This window comes from Vibrio sp. 661 (assembly GCF_033339315.1).
Lineage (GTDB): Bacteria > Pseudomonadota > Gammaproteobacteria > Enterobacterales > Vibrionaceae > Vibrio > Vibrio alginolyticus.
In genome coordinates this window covers 101,717-119,349 of record NZ_JAWOUJ010000007.1, presented here as the reverse complement: position 1 = coordinate 119,349, position 17,633 = coordinate 101,717, and the positions used below count along the sequence as shown (strand labels likewise).

Below are 17,633 nucleotides of genomic sequence, written 5' to 3'. Positions count from 1 at the left end.
ATGACAATCCAACATACACAAGACTTAGCTCAGATTCGCGCAATGGTGCCAGAGATGCGCCGCGTGAAATCCATCCACTTCATCGGTATTGGTGGTGCGGGCATGAGCGGCATTGCAGAAGTGCTGTTGAACGAAGGCTACCAAATCACAGGTTCTGATCTATCAGAGAACGCTGTGACAGAGCGTTTGGTATCAAAAGGTGCGACGGTATTTATTGGTCATCAAGCCAGTAATGTAGAAAAAGCCAGTGTGGTTGTTGTGTCAACGGCGATCAACGAAGAAAACCCAGAAGTGATGGCGGCACGTGAATTACGCATCCCTATTGTACGCCGCGCAGAGATGTTGGCTGAATTGATGCGATTCCGTCACGGTATTGCCGTTGCGGGTACACACGGTAAAACCACGACGACCGCTCTTGTTACTCAAATCTATTCTGAAGCCGGTCTTGATCCAACGTTTGTGAATGGCGGTTTGGTGAAAAGCGCAGGTACAAATGCGCGTCTAGGCTCGAGTCGTATTCTAATTGCAGAGGCAGATGAAAGTGACGCGTCATTCCTGCACTTGCAACCAATGGTGAGCATTGTTACCAATATCGAAGCCGATCATATGGATACCTATGGTGGTGACTTTGAAACCTTAAAGCAAACCTTCATCGATTTCCTTCATAATCTACCGTTTTACGGCCAAGCAATTGTTTGCATTGATGATCCTGTGGTTCGAGAGTTAATCCCACGTATTAGTCGTCAAGTGATAACTTACGGTTTTTCTGAAGATGCCGACGTACGTATTGAAGATTATCGTCAAGAGGGGCAGCAAGGCAAATTTACGGTAGTACGTAAAGGGCGAGCTAACTTAGATATCACGCTGAATATTCCAGGTCGTCACAATGCATTGAATGCGTCTGCTGCGATTGCGGTTGCTACTGAAGATGACATTGAAGACGATGCGATCCTAAAGGCAATGGCTGGTACGCAAGGTACGGGAAGACGTTTTGATCACCTTGGCGAGTTTGATACTGGCAACGGCCATGCAATGCTTGTTGATGATTACGGCCATCATCCAACAGAAGTGGATGTAACCATTAATGCAGCACGCAGTGGTTGGCAAGACAAGCGTTTGGTGATGATTTTCCAACCGCACCGTTATAGCCGTACTCGTGATTTATACGATGATTTCGCGAATGTGCTTGAACAGGTGGATGTATTGATCATGCTGGATGTTTACGCAGCGGGTGAAAAGCCGATTGCAGGTGCTGATGGGCGCGCTTTATGTCGCACAATTCGCAGCCGAGGCAAGGTAGATCCGATTTTTGTTCCAGAAATCGAGCAATTACCTTCAGTTTTAGCTAACGTTATACAAGACGGCGACCTAATCTTAACGCAAGGTGCGGGTGATATTGGTAAAGTGGCGAAACAGCTGGCAGGTCTTAAATTGAATATAAACAAGATGCTTGGCTGACACATATTGTTGATGCGAAGGACAGATAAAGACTCAGATCTCGATTTTGCGTCAATATCATTGTGATTTATTGCTATCAGTGTTTGATAGTTTACAAGAGCTCAGTATAATCCCAAGGTTAAAGTCAAGACTTTTACCTCTGCGTAATTATATGGGTAAAAAGTACACGACAAAAGTCAGGAAACGAAGACGTTGTTGAATATTGCACTGAATGACGAGCGACCAAACACGGGTAACAACCGTGGTCGCCAAGAAAAAATCTTGGGTGCGTTATTTTTCGTTGTGGTTGTGACTTTAATTAGTTCTGTTTTGTACGCGGCGATCAGTTGGATGTGGGATGACCAAAGGTTACCTCTCTCCAAAATAGTACTTCAGGGGAAACTGGAGTATGTCCAAGCTGACGATGTGCAGGCTGCATTTAGTCGAATTGATCACATCGGTACATTTATGTCTCAGGATATTGATGTATTACAGCAAAGTGTCGAAGCTCTGCCATGGGTAGCGCATGCCGCAATCCGAAAGCAGTGGCCGGATACAGTAAAAGTTTTTTTGACGGAGCATCAACCAGAAGCCATTTGGAATGGCAACGAACTGTTAGATAAAAACGGGTTCGTTTTTGATGGAGATGTTGCTCTGTTGCAAGAAGAAAAAGTGAAGCTGTACGGACCCAAAGATAGCGGACCGGAAGTCTTACAGACTTACCGTGATTTGAGTCCTAAGTTTCAGCAATTGGGTTTAGCGATATCGTCTCTGGTATTAAACGAGCGACGAGCTTGGCAAATCATCCTTGATAACGGTATTCGATTAGAGCTCGGAAAAGAGTCTCTTCTTGAGCGTATAGAGCGCTTTTTTAAGCTCTATAACAAGCTTGGCAGTGACACGCAAAGAATCAGTTATATCGATCTTAGGTACGATACAGGAGCCGCAGTTGGTTGGTTTCCTGAACAAGAGTTAGAAGAGAGTACAGATGACTAAGGCCGCTGATGACAACATTATTGTTGGTCTTGATATAGGCACTGCAACCGTATCGGCTCTAGTGGGTGAGGTTTTACCAGACGGTCAAATTAATATTATTGGCGCAGGTAGTAGCCCCTCACGCGGCATGGATAAAGGTGGCGTGAATGATTTGGAGTCGGTTGTAAAATCAGTACAACGTGCAATTGATCAAGCTGAATTAATGGCAGAGTGCCAGATCAGCCGAGTCTTCATTTCGTTGTCTGGTAAGCATATCGCAAGCCGAATTGAAAAAGGTATGGGCACGATTTCTGATGAAGAGGTGTCTCAAGAAGACATGGATCGCGCTATCCATACCGCAAAATCGATTAAAATCGGTGATGAACAGCGAATTCTTCATGTGATCCCGCAAGAGTTCACCATTGATTACCAAGAAGGAATCAAAAATCCGCTTGGTTTATCTGGGGTAAGAATGGAAGTGAGTGTCCACCTTATCTCATGCCATAATGACATGGCACGCAACATTATTAAGGCGGTAGAACGCTGCGGCCTTAAAGTAGAACAACTCGTATTTTCTGGGCTTGCTGCTAGTAATGCAGTAATCACCGAGGATGAAAGAGAGCTTGGAGTTTGTGTGGTTGATATTGGTGCCGGCACGATGGATGTGGCCATCTGGACTGGCGGTGCGTTACGTCACACAGAAGTATTTTCGTACGCAGGAAATGCTGTAACCAGTGATATTGCTTTTGCTTTTGGCACGCCAGTGAGCGATGCTGAAGAAATAAAAGTCAAATATGGCTGTGCTTTGAGTGAACTGGTCAGTAAGGATGACACGGTTAATGTACCAAGCGTAGGTGGACGACCATCACGTAGCCTGCAACGTCAAACGTTGTCAGAAGTGATTGAGCCACGCTACTCTGAGCTTATGGGACTGGTTAACCAAACTATCGACTCTGTACAAGCAAAATTGCGCGAAGAGGGTATCAAGCACCATCTGGCTGCGGGAGTTGTACTCACCGGCGGTGCTGCGCAAATGGACGGAGTGGTAGAATGTGCGGAACGCGTATTCCGCAATCAAGTAAGGGTCGGCAAACCGCTCGAAGTCAGCGGATTAACTGACTATGTAAAAGAGCCGTACCATTCTACGGCAGTTGGATTACTTCATTACGCAAGAGACATGCAGTCTAGCGACGATAGCGATTATAATGAACCTAAACGCTCATCTGTAACTGGCTTTTTCGATAAATTGCGTAACTGGATACAAAAAGAGTTTTAACCTGAGTTGCAGGATAAACGGAGACAACACATGTTTGAACCGATGATGGAAATGTCTGACGATGCAGTAATCAAGGTCGTTGGGGTTGGTGGCGGCGGTGGTAACGCCGTTGAACACATGGTGCGTGAATCCATCGAAGGTGTGGAATTCATCAGCGTCAACACTGATGCGCAAGCACTTCGTAAGACAAGCGTTGGCAATGTTATTCAGATCGGTGGTGATATCACTAAAGGTCTGGGTGCAGGTGCTAATCCACAGGTTGGCCGTGACGCAGCTCTCGAAGACAGAGATCGAATTAAAGATTCCCTGACTGGCGCCGATATGGTGTTTATCGCAGCTGGTATGGGTGGCGGTACCGGTACTGGTGCAGCGCCTGTTATTGCTGAAGTGGCTAAAGAGCTTGGCATTCTAACAGTAGCGGTAGTAACTAAACCGTTTAGTTTTGAAGGTAAAAAGCGTTTGGCATTTGCTGAGCAAGGTATCGATGAGCTGTCTAAGCATGTTGACTCTTTGATCACGATTCCAAACGAAAAGCTACTTAAAGTACTTGGTCGTGGTGTAACACTACTAGAAGCTTTTGCAAGCGCTAACGATGTTCTTAAGAATGCCGTTCAAGGTATTGCTGAGCTAATTACTCGCCCTGGCATGATCAACGTCGACTTTGCGGACGTAAGAACTGTAATGTCTGAAATGGGTCACGCAATGATGGGTAGCGGCATCGCCAAAGGTGAAGACCGAGCTGAAGAAGCGGCTGAAATGGCAATTTCTAGCCCACTTCTGGAAGACATCGATCTAGCGGGCGCTCGTGGTGTTCTTGTCAATATTACTGCTGGTCTGGATATGCGTCTTGACGAGTTTGAGACGGTTGGTAATACAGTGAAGGCATTCGCTTCTGACAATGCGACTGTTGTTATCGGTACTTCTCTAGACCCTGATATGACTGACGAAATCCGCGTAACAGTTGTAGCGACAGGTATTGGTAATGAGAAAAAGCCAGATATCACGCTAGTTGCGGGTGGTAAAGCTAAAGTGGCACCGACGCCGCAAGCTCAACCACAGCAACAAGCAGCGGCAACGCAAGCTGAAGAAAAACCGGCACAGACCTTGCAAAATAATCAAGTGCAAGAGAAGCCACAGGTAACTCCTCAGCCGACAAACACTGCTCCTTCTTCTCCAGCTTCGTCGAGCCAAAGTTCTGCGGCTCCAAAGCAAGAAAAGGAAAGTGGTTATTTAGATATACCGGCATTTTTGCGTCGTCAGGCTGATTAATCTTTAACCCATAAATTTGACATGGCTCAAAATTATGGTAGCATTCACGGTCGACGTTACAGACGGCCGTGTTTTGTAGCAAATTTTTGAGAGGCAAGCAGATGATCAGACAACGTACTCTGAAAGAAATAGTGAAAACAACTGGTGTGGGTCTCCACTCTGGTCGTAAAGTCACACTTACTCTGCGCCCGGCTGCTGCAAATACAGGTATCATTTACCGTCGTACAGATGTAAATCCACCTGTAGATTTTCCAGCTGATCCAGCTTCGGTTCGTGACACCATGCTTTGTACTGCATTGGTAAACGATGAAGGTGTGCGTATTTCAACTGTTGAGCACTTGAATGCGGCACTTGCTGGTATGGGCATCGATAACATTGTTGTCGAAGTAGACGCACCTGAAATTCCGATCATGGATGGTAGTGCAAGCCCATTTGTATACTTGCTACAACAAGCAGGTATCGAAACGCAAAATGCGCCAAAACGCTTCATCCGCATCAAAAAGCCAGTTCGTTTTGAAGATGGTGATAAATGGGCAGAATTTGTACCATTTAACGGCTTCCGTATGGACTTCGAAATTGAGTTTAATCACCCAGCGATTGAATCAGACGAGCAACGTTTGCTGTTTGATTTCTCGTCAAAAGGCTTTGTTCGTGAGATTTCTCGAGCACGTACGTTTGGCTTTATGCGTGATATCGAATATCTACAATCTCAAAACCTAGTTTTGGGTGGTAGTTTTGACAATGCTATCGTTTTGGATGATTACCGTATTCTTAATGAAGAAGGTCTACGCTTTGAAAATGAGTTTGTGACTCACAAAGTGTTGGATGCGATTGGTGACCTTTACATGTGTGGCCACCCAATCATTGGTGAATTCCGTGCCTTTAAATCTGGCCACGGTTTAAATAACCAACTGTTACGTGCTGTTCTTGCAGATCAGGAAGCGTGGGAGTGGACTACATTCGAAGAAGAAGTCGGCTCACCAGTAGCATTCGCAGAACCAAATATGGTGCTTGCGTAAATACTTGGCATTAGAATTAATAAAAAACCAGGCTTATGCCTGGTTTTTTGCTATTTGGCTTTAATCCTGGATTTATCAATAACATTCAAGCTTTCAGCATATTGAAATAACGTTCACTTACGATCTTCCTTTTCTGCCATATCGGCTAATCGTTTTAAACGCTCTTGAATTTTCGGTGGCGCCATGTCGGCAATCGTCATTAATGACTTTGCTGCAGATTCGGTTAGTGGTGGACGCTTAGGTCTGTCGTCTTGTTGAAAGCGGTTTCGATATAGTGAAGGATTGATCCTCACTTCAACGCTCATCAGCTTGGCAAAGCCTTGAGTACGAAGTTTATTTAGGATCATGAGGCGATCGTAATCGATCTTCATTTTGATCGCGGCACTAGAGACATCGATCAATAGATGGCCGTTACGAACATTCGCTACTCGGCAATGATCGGCCGTCCCCGTGGGTAAGACCTCTTGCAAAGCTTGGTTAAGCTGTAAGATTTCTCCAGCATGTTCTTGAATCTGCTTGAACTGTGACTCAGCAATAACATCTTCAGTCGAGGTTGGACGGTGATCACGCATAGGTAAAATCTAATTTTGTTGAGATATAGCTATTCTAGAGCAGCTTTCTATCAAGGTATAGTTTACATTAACGTCTTTAGCTTCAGTTTTACAATGTAGCAAGGTAAAAAGCAAAGTTTGCTCTGGATGAATTACACATATTGCGGTATGCAATATCGGCTAATCAGTCACCACTTTAAGTAAAAACTTCAGAGTGCTTCAAACAAATACGTCTATTTATGGTTGTATCGATTAAAAATCCTTACACTAAGCCACATTGTTTCAAAACTTAGCCTTGAAATATGGATGTTTGAACTCAATATCTTTGATAAATGATTTATCTCAGTATTCTTAGTTCCAAACTGGCAGAGACTGAAGGCATTATGAGTAGATCGGGAACGGTCTGAATAAAGAGAGATTCACGAAAAATGATAACTAAGCTACTGACAAAAGTGATTGGCAGTCGCAACGACCGAACACTGCGCCGCCTTAGAAAAATTGTAAAAGAAATTAATAACTATGAGCCAACATTCGAGGCTCTAAGTGACGAAGAGTTAAAAGCAAAGACGGTTGAATTCCGTGAGCGCCTAGAGAAGGGTGAAACTCTTGATAAACTACTTCCAGAAGCTTTTGCTACGGTTCGTGAAGCATCTAAGCGTGTCTACGGTATGCGCCACTTCGACGTCCAGCTTATCGGTGGTATGGTTCTAAATGCGGGTCAAATCGCTGAAATGCGTACGGGTGAAGGTAAAACGCTGACGGCAACGCTTCCTGCTTACCTAAATGCCCTAGCTGGTAAAGGCGTTCATATTGTAACAGTGAACGATTATCTAGCTAAACGTGATGCAGAGACAAACCGCCCTCTATTTGAATTTTTAGGTATGACTGTTGGCGTAAACGTGCCAAACATGCCTCCTCAAGAGAAAAAAGAAGCGTACCAAGCTGACATCTTGTACGGAACGAACAATGAATTTGGTTTTGACTACCTTCGTGACAATATGGCTTTCCGTAGCGAAGATCGCGTACAACGTGAACGCTTCTTTGCAGTTGTCGATGAGGTGGACTCAATCCTAATTGATGAAGCTCGTACCCCTTTAATCATTTCTGGTCCTGCTGAAGATAGCTCTGAGCTATACACCCGAATCAACCTTTTGATCCCGCATCTTAAAAAGCAAGACAAAGAAGACTCTGAAGAATATCGTGGTGATGGTCACTACACTGTTGATGAGAAATCAAAGCAAGTATACCTCACAGAAACGGGCCAAGAGTACGTTGAAGAACTGTTGGTGAAAAATGGTCTTATGGAAGAGGGTGACACACTTTACTCTCCGACTAACATCAGCATGTTACATCACGTGAATGCCGCTTTGCGTGCTCATGTGTTGTTTGAGCGCAACGTTGATTACATCGTTACTGACGAAGGTGAAGTAGTAATTGTTGATGAACATACTGGTCGTACAATGCCAGGTCGTCGTTGGTCTGAAGGTCTTCACCAAGCAGTAGAAGCGAAAGAAGGCGTTAAGATTCAAAACGAAAACCAAACTTTGGCTTCGATTACCTTCCAGAACTACTTCCGCTTATACGAAAAACTGTCTGGTATGACAGGTACTGCGGATACTGAAGCGTTTGAGTTCCAATCTATTTATGGCTTGGAAACGGTGGTTATCCCAACCAACAAACCTATGATTCGTAACGATATGCCGGATGTGGTGTACCGTACCGAAGCTGAGAAGTTTGCTGCAATCATTGAAGATATCAAAGAGCGCGTTGCGAAAGGTCAGCCAACATTGGTTGGTACCGTATCGATTGAAAAATCAGAACTTCTTTCTAACGCATTGAAGAAGGCTAAGATCAAACACAACGTACTGAATGCAAAATTCCATGAGAAGGAAGCGGAAATTGTTGCTGAAGCGGGTATGCCTGGTGCGGTAACTATCGCGACCAACATGGCCGGTCGTGGTACGGATATTGTGCTTGGCGGTAGTTGGCAATCAAAAGTGGAAGCTTTGGCGAACCCAACTCAAGAACAAATCGATGCGATTAAAGCAGAGTGGAAAGTGGTACATGATCAAGTATTAGATGCTGGTGGTCTACACATCATTGGTACTGAGCGCCACGAATCTCGCCGTATTGATAACCAGCTACGTGGTCGTTCTGGTCGTCAAGGTGATGCGGGTTCATCGCGCTTCTACCTATCTATGGAAGACTCTTTGTTACGTATTTTCACTTCTGATCGTATGGCGAGCCTTATTCAAAGTGGTATGGAAGAAGGTGAAGCTATTGAATCGAAAATGCTTTCTCGCTCAATTGAAAAAGCACAGCGCAAAGTGGAAGGTCGTAACTTTGATATCCGGAAGCAGCTACTAGAATACGATGATGTGGCGAACGATCAGCGTAAGGTTGTCTACGAGCTGCGCGACGAATTGATGAACGTTGAAGACATCAGCGGTATGATCGAGCAAAACCGTGAAGATGTGCTAACAGCGGTTATTGATGAGTACATCCCGCCACAATCACTAGAAGATATGTGGGACGTTGAAGGTCTGCAAGAGCGCTTGAAAGCAGACTTCGATCTTGATGCACCAGTGAAGCAATGGCTTGAAGAAGACGATAAGCTTTACGAAGAGGCGCTACGCGAGAAGATCATCAATCTAGCCGTTGAAGTGTACAAAGAGAAAGAGGAAGTGGTGGGTGCCCAAGTGCTTCGTAACTTCGAGAAATCGGTTATGCTTCAAACTCTGGATACGCTTTGGAAAGAGCACTTGGCAGCAATGGATCACTTGCGTCAGGGTATTCACTTACGCGGCTATGCGCAGAAGAACCCGAAACAGGAATACAAGCGTGAATCGTTTGAACTGTTTGAAGGTCTACTAGAAGCGCTGAAAACTGATGTGATTACTGTTCTATCTCGCGTTCGAGTTCAGCAACAAGAAGAAGTTGAACGTATGGAAGAGCAACGTCGTGCGCAAGCTGAAGAGGCCGCTCGTCGTGCTCAAGCGCAACACGCAGCAGCACAAAACCCTCTTTCTGAAGGTGAAGAATCTGAAGAAGGTTCAAGTCAGCCAATGGTACGTGATGAACGTAAAGTAGGTCGCAATGAGCCTTGCCCTTGTGGTAGTGGTAAGAAGTATAAACAGTGCCACGGCAAAATCGACTAACGTATTAGTCAGATAATTTTTTAAAGAGTCGCCTAGGCGGCTCTTTTTTTAAGCAAATTCTGTGGCTGTCGAATTTCATAAGTTTTGATAGCATCGGATAGTTTTAGAGATTCAAAGACCGTTGAAGTGTAACGGCTTGAGAGTTAGGAACCCCTATGAAAAGAATTCACATAGTCGCGGCTATTATTTTTAACCAAGACAAATCAAAAATTTTTATTACAAAGCGTCCAGACGACAAGCATAAGGGCGGGTTTTGGGAGTTTCCCGGTGGGAAAGTCGAGTCAGGAGAAAGTATTGAACATGCTCTAGCAAGAGAACTTGAAGAAGAAGTAGGAATTGAAGTTACTGAGCAAGCCCTTTTCGAGCATTTGGAATATGACTATCCAGACAAATCACTTAAGTTTGATTTTATTACGGTATCTAAGTTCAGTAATGAGCCTTACGGCCGAGAAGGTCAAGAAGGTCGCTGGGTCGAGATAAGAGAATTGGGTAACTATGCCTTTCCTGAAGCGAACGTGCCTATCTTGGAGCGTGTCGTAAAAGAGTTCGCTTAAGCCTGATGAACTTGCTTGTGGTAACCACGGTATGTTGTTAGTTTAAACAGATTAAGCGAAACGAGAGAACGAGAGCAAACCTCGTTATCCAGAGAAGGAGAGAAAGCGCAATGGTTCGTATTGCAATCGCAGGAGCAGCAGGCCGAATGGGCCGTAATTTGGTTAAAGCTTCACACCTTAACCCAGAGGCGACAGTGAGCGCGGGATCAGAACGACCTGAGTCCTCACTTGTCGGTGTCGATATCGGTGAACTTTGTGGTGAAGGCAAATTCGATGTGTTCTTAACGGATGATCTTGCTAAAGACGTCGATAATTTTGATGTAATCATCGATTTTACTGCCCCAGTAAGTACGTTGGCGAATCTTGAACTGTGTAAGAAGCATGGAAAGAGTATTGTGATTGGGACGACTGGTTTCAGTGATGCAGAGCGTGAACTGATTGACGAAGCCGCTAAGCAAGTGCCTGTTGTCATGGCTCCTAACTACTCTGTTGGTGTGAACCTAGTATTTAAGCTTCTTGAGAAAGCAGCCAAAGTGATGGGCGACTACTGTGATGTTGAGATTGTCGAAGCACATCATCGTCATAAAGTTGATGCTCCTTCTGGTACCGCTATCGGGATGGGCGAAGCCATTGCTGGTGCGATGGGCAACAAGCTGAATGATGTAGCTGTCTATGCGCGAGAAGGTATCACAGGTGAACGTACTAAAGATGAGATCGGCTTTGCTACAATTCGCGCTGGCGATATTGTCGGTGAGCACACAGCCATGTTTGCTGATATCGGGGAACGAGTGGAGATAACGCACAAAGCGACCGATCGTATGACGTTTGCTAATGGCGCCGTCAAGGCCGCTGTTTGGTTGAGTGCCAAACCAGCGGGCTTTTATACCATGACAGATGTTTTGGGATTGAATGAACTCTAAATACATAATTATTCGCCGGCGGTAGCCGGCTTTTTTATATCTATAGAATTAGTTGTAAATGAAATGATTCTAACAGAAAGTATTTTGGTGCTTACTTTTGTTGTTGTTTTGGTTGTTTTGTGGGTGTTTTGGGTTTTGATGTCTAAAAACTAATGTCTTTTTTGTTGGGTGAACGTTTGCGTGAAAAACTCATACTTTTTTGTGATCTCTAAAAAGTTCAAATTTGTAAAATTCATTAAACCTCTATGCCTCTCTATGTAATAGCATGTAAAAGTTATCTTTTTGGGCCTTACTGATTCAAAATGACCTTACTCGCTAGAAATTAATCATTTATTTTTGATTGTAGGTTGACAGGTTTCGAGTCCAACTTTAGAATACCGCCAATTTGTCTGAAATACCTATTTATGTAGATTTTATAGGTAAAGGAAGGCATGTTTGCAGTTTGATTTATTTTTTTTGCATTTTTATTCTGGAGGTTGTCTTGGGTAAATTAGCACTGTTGGTCCTAGAAGATGGGACAGTGTTCCGCGGAGTGTCCATAGGGGCAGATGGTCTTTCCGTTGGTGAAGTCGTTTTTAATACCTCGATGACGGGGTATCAAGAAATCCTCACTGATCCTTCCTATTCTCAGCAAGTCGTCACTCTCACTTATCCTCACATTGGCAATACCGGAACCACTTCCGAAGATGAAGAATCCTCTTCCATTCATGCACAAGGCCTTGTGATTCGCGATCTTCCTCTAATCGCTTCTAACTTCCGTAACGAACAATCCCTCTCTGATTATCTTAAGTCTCAAAATATCGTTGGCATCGCTGATATCGATACTCGTAAGCTCACTCGTATCCTGCGTGAAAAAGGTGCTCAAAACGGCTGTATTGTTGCGGGCAACAACCTAGACGAAGCTTTGGCACTAGCGAAAGCAAAAGAATTCCCAGGCTTAAAAGGAATGGACCTTGCGAAAGAAGTTACAACAAAAGAAGCGTATCAATGGAAGCAAGGTTCGTGGACGCTTGAAGGCGGACTTCCAGAGGCGAAAGATGACAGCGAGCTGCCATACCACGTTGTCGCTTACGACTTCGGCGCAAAACGCAACATCTTACGAATGTTGGTTGACCGTGGCTGCCGCTTAACGGTTGTACCTGCAGAAACGTCAGCGGAAGAAGTTCTGGCACTAAATCCAGATGGCGTATTCTTATCAAACGGCCCTGGTGACCCAGAACCATGTACTTACGCGATTGAAGCAACCAAAGTGTTCCTAGAAAAAGGCCTGCCAATTTTTGGTATTTGTCTAGGTCACCAAATTCTGGCGCTAGCATCAGGTGCGCAAACGGTGAAAATGAAGTTTGGTCACCACGGTGCAAACCACCCAGTAAAAGATTTAGAGCGTAACGTTGTGATGATTACCTCGCAAAACCACGGCTTTGCGGCAGATGAAGCAACATTACCGGAAAACTTACGTGCTACTCACGTATCGCTATTTGATGGCTCTTTGCAAGGTATCCACCGCACAGACAAGCCAGCATTTAGCTTCCAAGGTCACCCAGAAGCGAGCCCTGGTCCACATGACGCGGCACCGCTATTTGACCACTTTATCGAACTAATCAAAAAACACAGCGCTTAATTCGGAGTAGTAGATAATGCCAAAACGTACTGACATTCAAAGTATTCTAATTCTTGGTGCTGGTCCGATTGTTATCGGTCAGGCATGTGAGTTTGACTACTCTGGCGCACAAGCGTGTAAAGCTCTTCGCGAAGAAGGCTACCGAGTTATCCTAGTTAACTCTAATCCAGCAACGATTATGACTGACCCAGAGATGGCAGATGCGACTTACATCGAGCCGATTCAGTGGGAAGTTGTACGCAAGATCATCGAGAAAGAACGTCCTGATGCAGTTCTGCCAACTATGGGTGGTCAGACAGCACTTAACTGTGCGTTAGATTTAGAGAAGCACGGCGTTCTCGCAGAGTTTGGCGTAGAGATGATTGGTGCAACGGCTGATGCAATCGACAAAGCGGAAGACCGTTCTCGTTTTGATAAAGCGATGAAGTCTATCGGCCTTGAGTGTCCTCGCGCAGATACAGCGAAGAGCATGGAAGAAGCTTACAAAGTTTTAGATATGGTTGGCTTCCCTTGTATCATCCGTCCATCGTTCACCATGGGTGGCACTGGTGGTGGTATCGCGTACAACAAAGAAGAGTTCGAAGAAATCTGTCGTCGTGGTCTGGACTTATCTCCGACCAACGAACTTCTTATCGATGAGTCACTCATCGGTTGGAAAGAGTACGAAATGGAAGTCGTTCGTGACAAAGCGGACAACTGTATCATCGTATGTTCAATCGAGAACTTTGACCCAATGGGCATCCATACGGGTGACTCAATCACGGTTGCTCCAGCACAAACACTGACTGACAAAGAATACCAGCTTATGCGTAATGCATCGCTAGCTGTTCTGCGTGAAATCGGTGTTGAAACAGGTGGTTCAAACGTACAGTTTGGTATCAACCCGAAAGATGGTCGTATGGTCATCATCGAGATGAACCCGCGTGTATCTCGCTCTTCTGCGCTAGCATCAAAAGCAACAGGCTTCCCAATTGCGAAAATTGCCGCGAAACTGGCTGTTGGCTTTACGCTAGACGAACTACAAAACGACATCACAGGTGGTGCAACACCTGCGTCATTTGAACCAACTATCGACTACGTCGTAACTAAGATCCCTCGCTTTAACTTCGAGAAATTTGCTGGTGCAAACGATCGTCTGACAACTCAGATGAAATCGGTTGGTGAGGTAATGGCGATTGGTCGTAACCAACAAGAATCTCTTCACAAAGCACTGCGTGGCCTAGAAGTTGGCGCAACTGGTTTTGATGAGATGGTCGATCTGGAAGCGCCAGATGCACTGACTAAGATTCGTCACGAACTTAAAGAAGCAGGTGCAGAGCGTATCTGGTACATCGCCGATGCATTCCGAGCGGGTATGTCAGTCGACGGTGTGTTCAACTTGACTCAAATCGACCGCTGGTTCCTGGTTCAAATCGAAGAAATTGTAAAACTCGAAGAACAAGTCAAGGCGGGCGGCTACGCAGGTTTGACCAAAGAAGTGCTTCGTCAGATGAAACGCAAAGGCTTCTCTGATGCTCGCTTGTCTAAATTGCTTGGTGTCGCTGAAAGTGAAATTCGCCGTGCTCGTGAGCAGTTTGATATTCATCCGGTTTACAAACGTGTGGATACATGTGCAGCAGAGTTTTCTTCTGACACGGCTTACATGTACTCATCTTACGATGAAGAATGTGAAGCAAACCCAACAGACAAAGATAAGATCATGGTTCTTGGTGGCGGTCCAAACCGTATCGGCCAAGGTATCGAATTCGATTACTGTTGTGTTCATGCATCACTTGCGCTGCGTGAAGACGGTTACGAAACCATTATGGTTAACTGTAACCCAGAAACGGTATCTACTGACTACGATACGTCTGATCGTCTGTACTTCGAGCCAGTAACTCTGGAAGATGTACTGTCTATCGCTCGCGTTGAAAAACCAAAAGGTGTGATTGTTCAGTACGGTGGTCAAACGCCACTTAAACTGGCTCGTGCTCTAGAAGCGGCTGGTGTGCCAATCATTGGTACTAGCCCAGATGCTATCGACCGTGCGGAAGACCGCGAACGCTTCCAAGCCGCTGTTGACCGTTTAGGTCTACTTCAGCCAGAAAACGCGACAGTAACAACGATGGAGCAAGCGGTTGAGAAATCGAAAGAAATTGGCTTCCCATTAGTTGTTCGTCCATCTTATGTACTCGGTGGTCGTGCGATGGAAATCGTATACGACGAGCAAGACCTGCGTCGCTACTTCAACGAAGCAGTAAGCGTATCGAACGAGTCTCCAGTTCTGCTAGACCGTTTCTTGGATGATGCAACCGAAGTTGATATTGATGCTATCTGTGACGGTGAACGCGTCGTTATCGGTGGTATCATGGAGCACATCGAACAAGCGGGTGTTCACTCTGGTGACTCTGCATGTTCACTGCCTGCATACACGCTAAGTCAGGAAATTCAAGACAAGATGCGTGAGCAAGTTGAGAAGTTAGCATTCGAACTCGGTGTACGCGGTTTGATGAACACGCAGTTTGCTGTGAAAGACAACGACGTTTATCTAATTGAAGTGAACCCTCGTGCTGCTCGTACGGTACCATTCGTATCGAAAGCGACAGGCGCTCCTCTAGCGAAAATCGCTGCACGTGTAATGGCGGGTCAATCTCTAGAGTCACAAGGCTTTACTAAAGAGATTATCCCTCCTTACTACTCAGTGAAAGAAGTGGTTCTGCCGTTCAACAAATTCCCTGGTGTTGACCCTCTATTGGGCCCTGAAATGCGCTCAACAGGTGAAGTAATGGGTGTGGGTGCAACGTTCGCAGAAGCTTACGCGAAAGCAGAGCTAGGTTGTGGTGCGGTTTATCCTGAAGGTGGTCGTGCGCTACTGTCTGTACGTGAAGGTGATAAAGAGCGTGTTGTTGACCTAGCTTCTAAGTTAGTGAAACTGGGTTACCAGTTGGATGCGACACACGGTACTGCTGTAATTCTGGGCGAAGCGGGTATTAACCCACGTTTGGTAAACAAAGTACACGAAGGTCGTCCACACATTCTTGACCGCATCAAGAACAACGAATACACCTATATCGTAAACACGGCTGCTGGTCGTCAAGCGATTGAAGATTCGAAAGTTCTACGCCGTGGTGCACTGGCAGAAAAAGTGAACTACACAACGACACTGAATGCAGCGTTCGCTACATGTATGTCTCATACTGCAGACGCAAAAGCGTCAGTAACTTCGGTTCAAGAGTTGCACGCTAAAGTGAAAGCGAGTCTAGACGCGTAACAGATAAAAATCAGTAAGCTCATTAATCAGGGCTTACATGACAACCTCATTGCCCGCTCATTTGAGCGGGCTTTTTTATATCGAGGTTTTTCTAAAATGAAGAGCATTAAAGTGTGCTAGGAACGATTGGTATGCTTCGCTTTTGAAGATCATTAAGCTAATGATGGCAAGCAATGTACCCAAAGATGAAGAAATAGTACTACCACTTGCTGCAAAAAAATTAATGCTGCAAGTGAGAATGATAAAAGAGATAGTAAGTAAGTTTATTTTTGCAGCAATACTTAATCCTTTGCTTATTGTCAGAATGTTTGGAATGCATACAACAACAACCGTAATAGCTCCCAATGTAAGAAGGTAAGTATCTAGAGCAATGTGTTGAGTGAAAGAAAACCAGTCATTCCAAATGCTCAAGCTAATAGCCAGACCAATAGTCAATGCCAAGTATAAACATATACTTAGTGAGATGTTTGCTATGCTAATTGATTTAGTATTCAACTTTCAATTCCTCATAGATTCCAATTGCAAGATTTCTTAACTCTCCCGAATAACCACTTCCTACTATGCTAATTGAGCCTCCAATTGCATCTAGAAGCTGATGAGAAATGGATGCGGATATTGTTGCTTGCGAATACCTCTTAGGAATTTCTCCTGACAACATTAGCTGTTTACGAGCTTTATTCGAAATACTCGGAAGGTTTTTACGGATGATTTCTTTAGTTAATCTTGTTCTCTCTTGTCTGTTTAAGCCTTTTAGAATCTCGGGAACGCCTTTCTTAGTGGTTTGCTTAAGAGATTGAACCATTTTTATCGTTTGATATCCGCTAGCACCCGCTCCAGCTAAGGATATGTAATCTAAAGCTTTAGTTGTATTTTGATACCACTCATTACTGTCTATATCCGATAATTTATCTGGTGATTTAGATACCATACGGGTTCTTGCTACTCCAATAGCACATTGGGCTGTGGCAGCAACAGTAGCGGCGTGTGAGATATAGGACATAGTTACGCCCACAGGACCACTTACTGGTATTGTTAGCCCCGAACCAACTACTCCAATCCAGCCAATTGCTGCACCAATACAGCTAATGCTCGCTGATAGAAGCTCTTGATTGAATCTTGATTTTGATTCTTCCTGTTTTATTTTTTTTGCAAATTCTTGAGATGATTGTAATTTTATCGGTTCTCGTAGAATGATAAAGGTAGGATTGATATGGCATGTGGATTTAAAGTCTCTTAAGCGTACAACGGTGAATTTGTTATCAATATAAATTACACCCGCACCGCTAGTCTCTGGTTTAGCGTCAATAACGTTGAATAGCTGATTAACATTCACTATCTGTTCGATTTTTAAGCGTAATTGCTGTTCTTTTATTGATGGTCGAGTCAGTAAGGCTTCCATTATTTTCGTTTTTTATCAGATTAAATATTTCCTATTAAGACAGCATTTTCTTTTTCTATCAAAATATTAAGAGGCTCTTGAGGTGAGGCTCTATATTTGGATGTAATTGATATTTTTAATGTATCATTCTCTAGATTTATTGACTGATGAAAATTAGGAATAGATTGGTGTCTTGACTTTCCATTGGTAGTTTTGTGAATAAGT

13 protein-coding genes are annotated in these 17,633 nt (G+C 44.4%); 10 read left to right on the top strand and 3 right to left on the bottom strand.

From position 1 onward, the window contains the following. From murC to lpxC, 5 genes are all read left to right on the top strand, one after another. Positions 1–1,458, top strand: a complete 1,458-nt coding sequence (gene murC, locus R7P69_RS14340) for a UDP-N-acetylmuramate--L-alanine ligase (protein ID WP_005387395.1) — start codon at positions 1–3, stop codon at positions 1,456–1,458. Positions 1,459–1,650: 192 nt separating this feature from the next. Further along, a complete protein-coding gene (locus R7P69_RS14335; RefSeq protein ID WP_005387393.1) occupies positions 1,651–2,433 on the top strand; it encodes a cell division protein FtsQ/DivIB in 783 nt (260 codons plus the stop codon). Further along, positions 2,426–3,688: a cell division protein FtsA gene (ftsA, locus tag R7P69_RS14330; protein ID WP_005372946.1), complete on the top strand. Its 1,263-nt coding sequence runs from the start codon at positions 2,426–2,428 to the stop codon at positions 3,686–3,688. Before R7P69_RS14335 ends, ftsA begins: the two co-directional genes overlap by 8 nt. Before the next feature lie 30 nt (positions 3,689–3,718). After that, positions 3,719–4,957, top strand: a complete 1,239-nt coding sequence (gene ftsZ / locus R7P69_RS14325) for a cell division protein FtsZ (RefSeq protein ID WP_017633617.1) — start codon at positions 3,719–3,721, stop codon at positions 4,955–4,957. A gap of 101 nt (positions 4,958–5,058) precedes the next feature. Further along, a complete protein-coding gene (lpxC, locus tag R7P69_RS14320) occupies positions 5,059–5,976 on the top strand; it encodes a UDP-3-O-acyl-N-acetylglucosamine deacetylase (RefSeq protein WP_005381871.1) in 918 nt (305 codons plus the stop codon). A 113-nt stretch (positions 5,977–6,089) separates the two neighbouring features. Here the strand turns inward: lpxC and R7P69_RS14315 are convergent, their stop codons facing one another. After that, complete coding sequence (locus tag R7P69_RS14315) at positions 6,090–6,548, bottom strand: DUF721 domain-containing protein (protein ID WP_033906094.1); 459 nt, start codon at positions 6,546–6,548, stop codon at positions 6,090–6,092. Positions 6,549–6,955: 407 nt separating this feature from the next. Here R7P69_RS14315 and secA point away from each other — a divergent pair, with 407 nt between their 5' ends. The 5 genes from secA (at position 6,956) to carB (ending at position 16,030) form a co-directional block, all read left to right on the top strand. Beyond that, positions 6,956–9,685 (top strand): preprotein translocase subunit SecA, encoded by a 2,730-nt coding sequence (gene secA, locus R7P69_RS14310; protein WP_176311268.1) that lies wholly within the window; start codon positions 6,956–6,958, stop codon positions 9,683–9,685. A 155-nt stretch (positions 9,686–9,840) separates the two neighbouring features. After that, entirely contained in the window at positions 9,841–10,239 is a 399-nt protein-coding gene (mutT, locus tag R7P69_RS14305; RefSeq protein ID WP_005387387.1) for an 8-oxo-dGTP diphosphatase MutT, read from the top strand. A 110-nt stretch (positions 10,240–10,349) separates the two neighbouring features. Further along, positions 10,350–11,159: a 4-hydroxy-tetrahydrodipicolinate reductase gene (gene dapB / locus R7P69_RS14300; protein ID WP_005381860.1), complete on the top strand. Its 810-nt coding sequence runs from the start codon at positions 10,350–10,352 to the stop codon at positions 11,157–11,159. Positions 11,160–11,640: 481 nt separating this feature from the next. Further along, on the top strand, positions 11,641–12,780 hold the full coding sequence (gene carA / locus R7P69_RS14295; RefSeq protein WP_238952205.1) for a glutamine-hydrolyzing carbamoyl-phosphate synthase small subunit: 1,140 nt from the start codon (positions 11,641–11,643) through the stop codon (positions 12,778–12,780). 16 nt (positions 12,781–12,796) lie between these two features. After that, the gene (gene carB / locus R7P69_RS14290; protein ID WP_005381854.1) at positions 12,797–16,030 is read left to right on the top strand and encodes a carbamoyl-phosphate synthase large subunit; all 3,234 of its coding nucleotides are present in this window, start codon (positions 12,797–12,799) and stop codon (positions 16,028–16,030) included. A 75-nt stretch (positions 16,031–16,105) separates the two neighbouring features. Here the strand turns inward: carB and R7P69_RS14285 are convergent, their stop codons facing one another. Both R7P69_RS14285 and R7P69_RS14280 read right to left on the bottom strand, forming a co-directional pair. After that, on the bottom strand, positions 16,106–16,525 hold the full coding sequence (locus tag R7P69_RS14285) for a hypothetical protein (protein WP_238952206.1): 420 nt from the start codon (positions 16,523–16,525) through the stop codon (positions 16,106–16,108). Next, positions 16,515–17,429: a hypothetical protein gene (locus R7P69_RS14280; RefSeq protein ID WP_005381852.1), complete on the bottom strand. Its 915-nt coding sequence runs from the start codon at positions 17,427–17,429 to the stop codon at positions 16,515–16,517. The genes R7P69_RS14285 and R7P69_RS14280 overlap by 11 nt, the downstream gene beginning before the upstream one ends. Positions 17,430–17,633 lie beyond the last annotated feature (204 nt).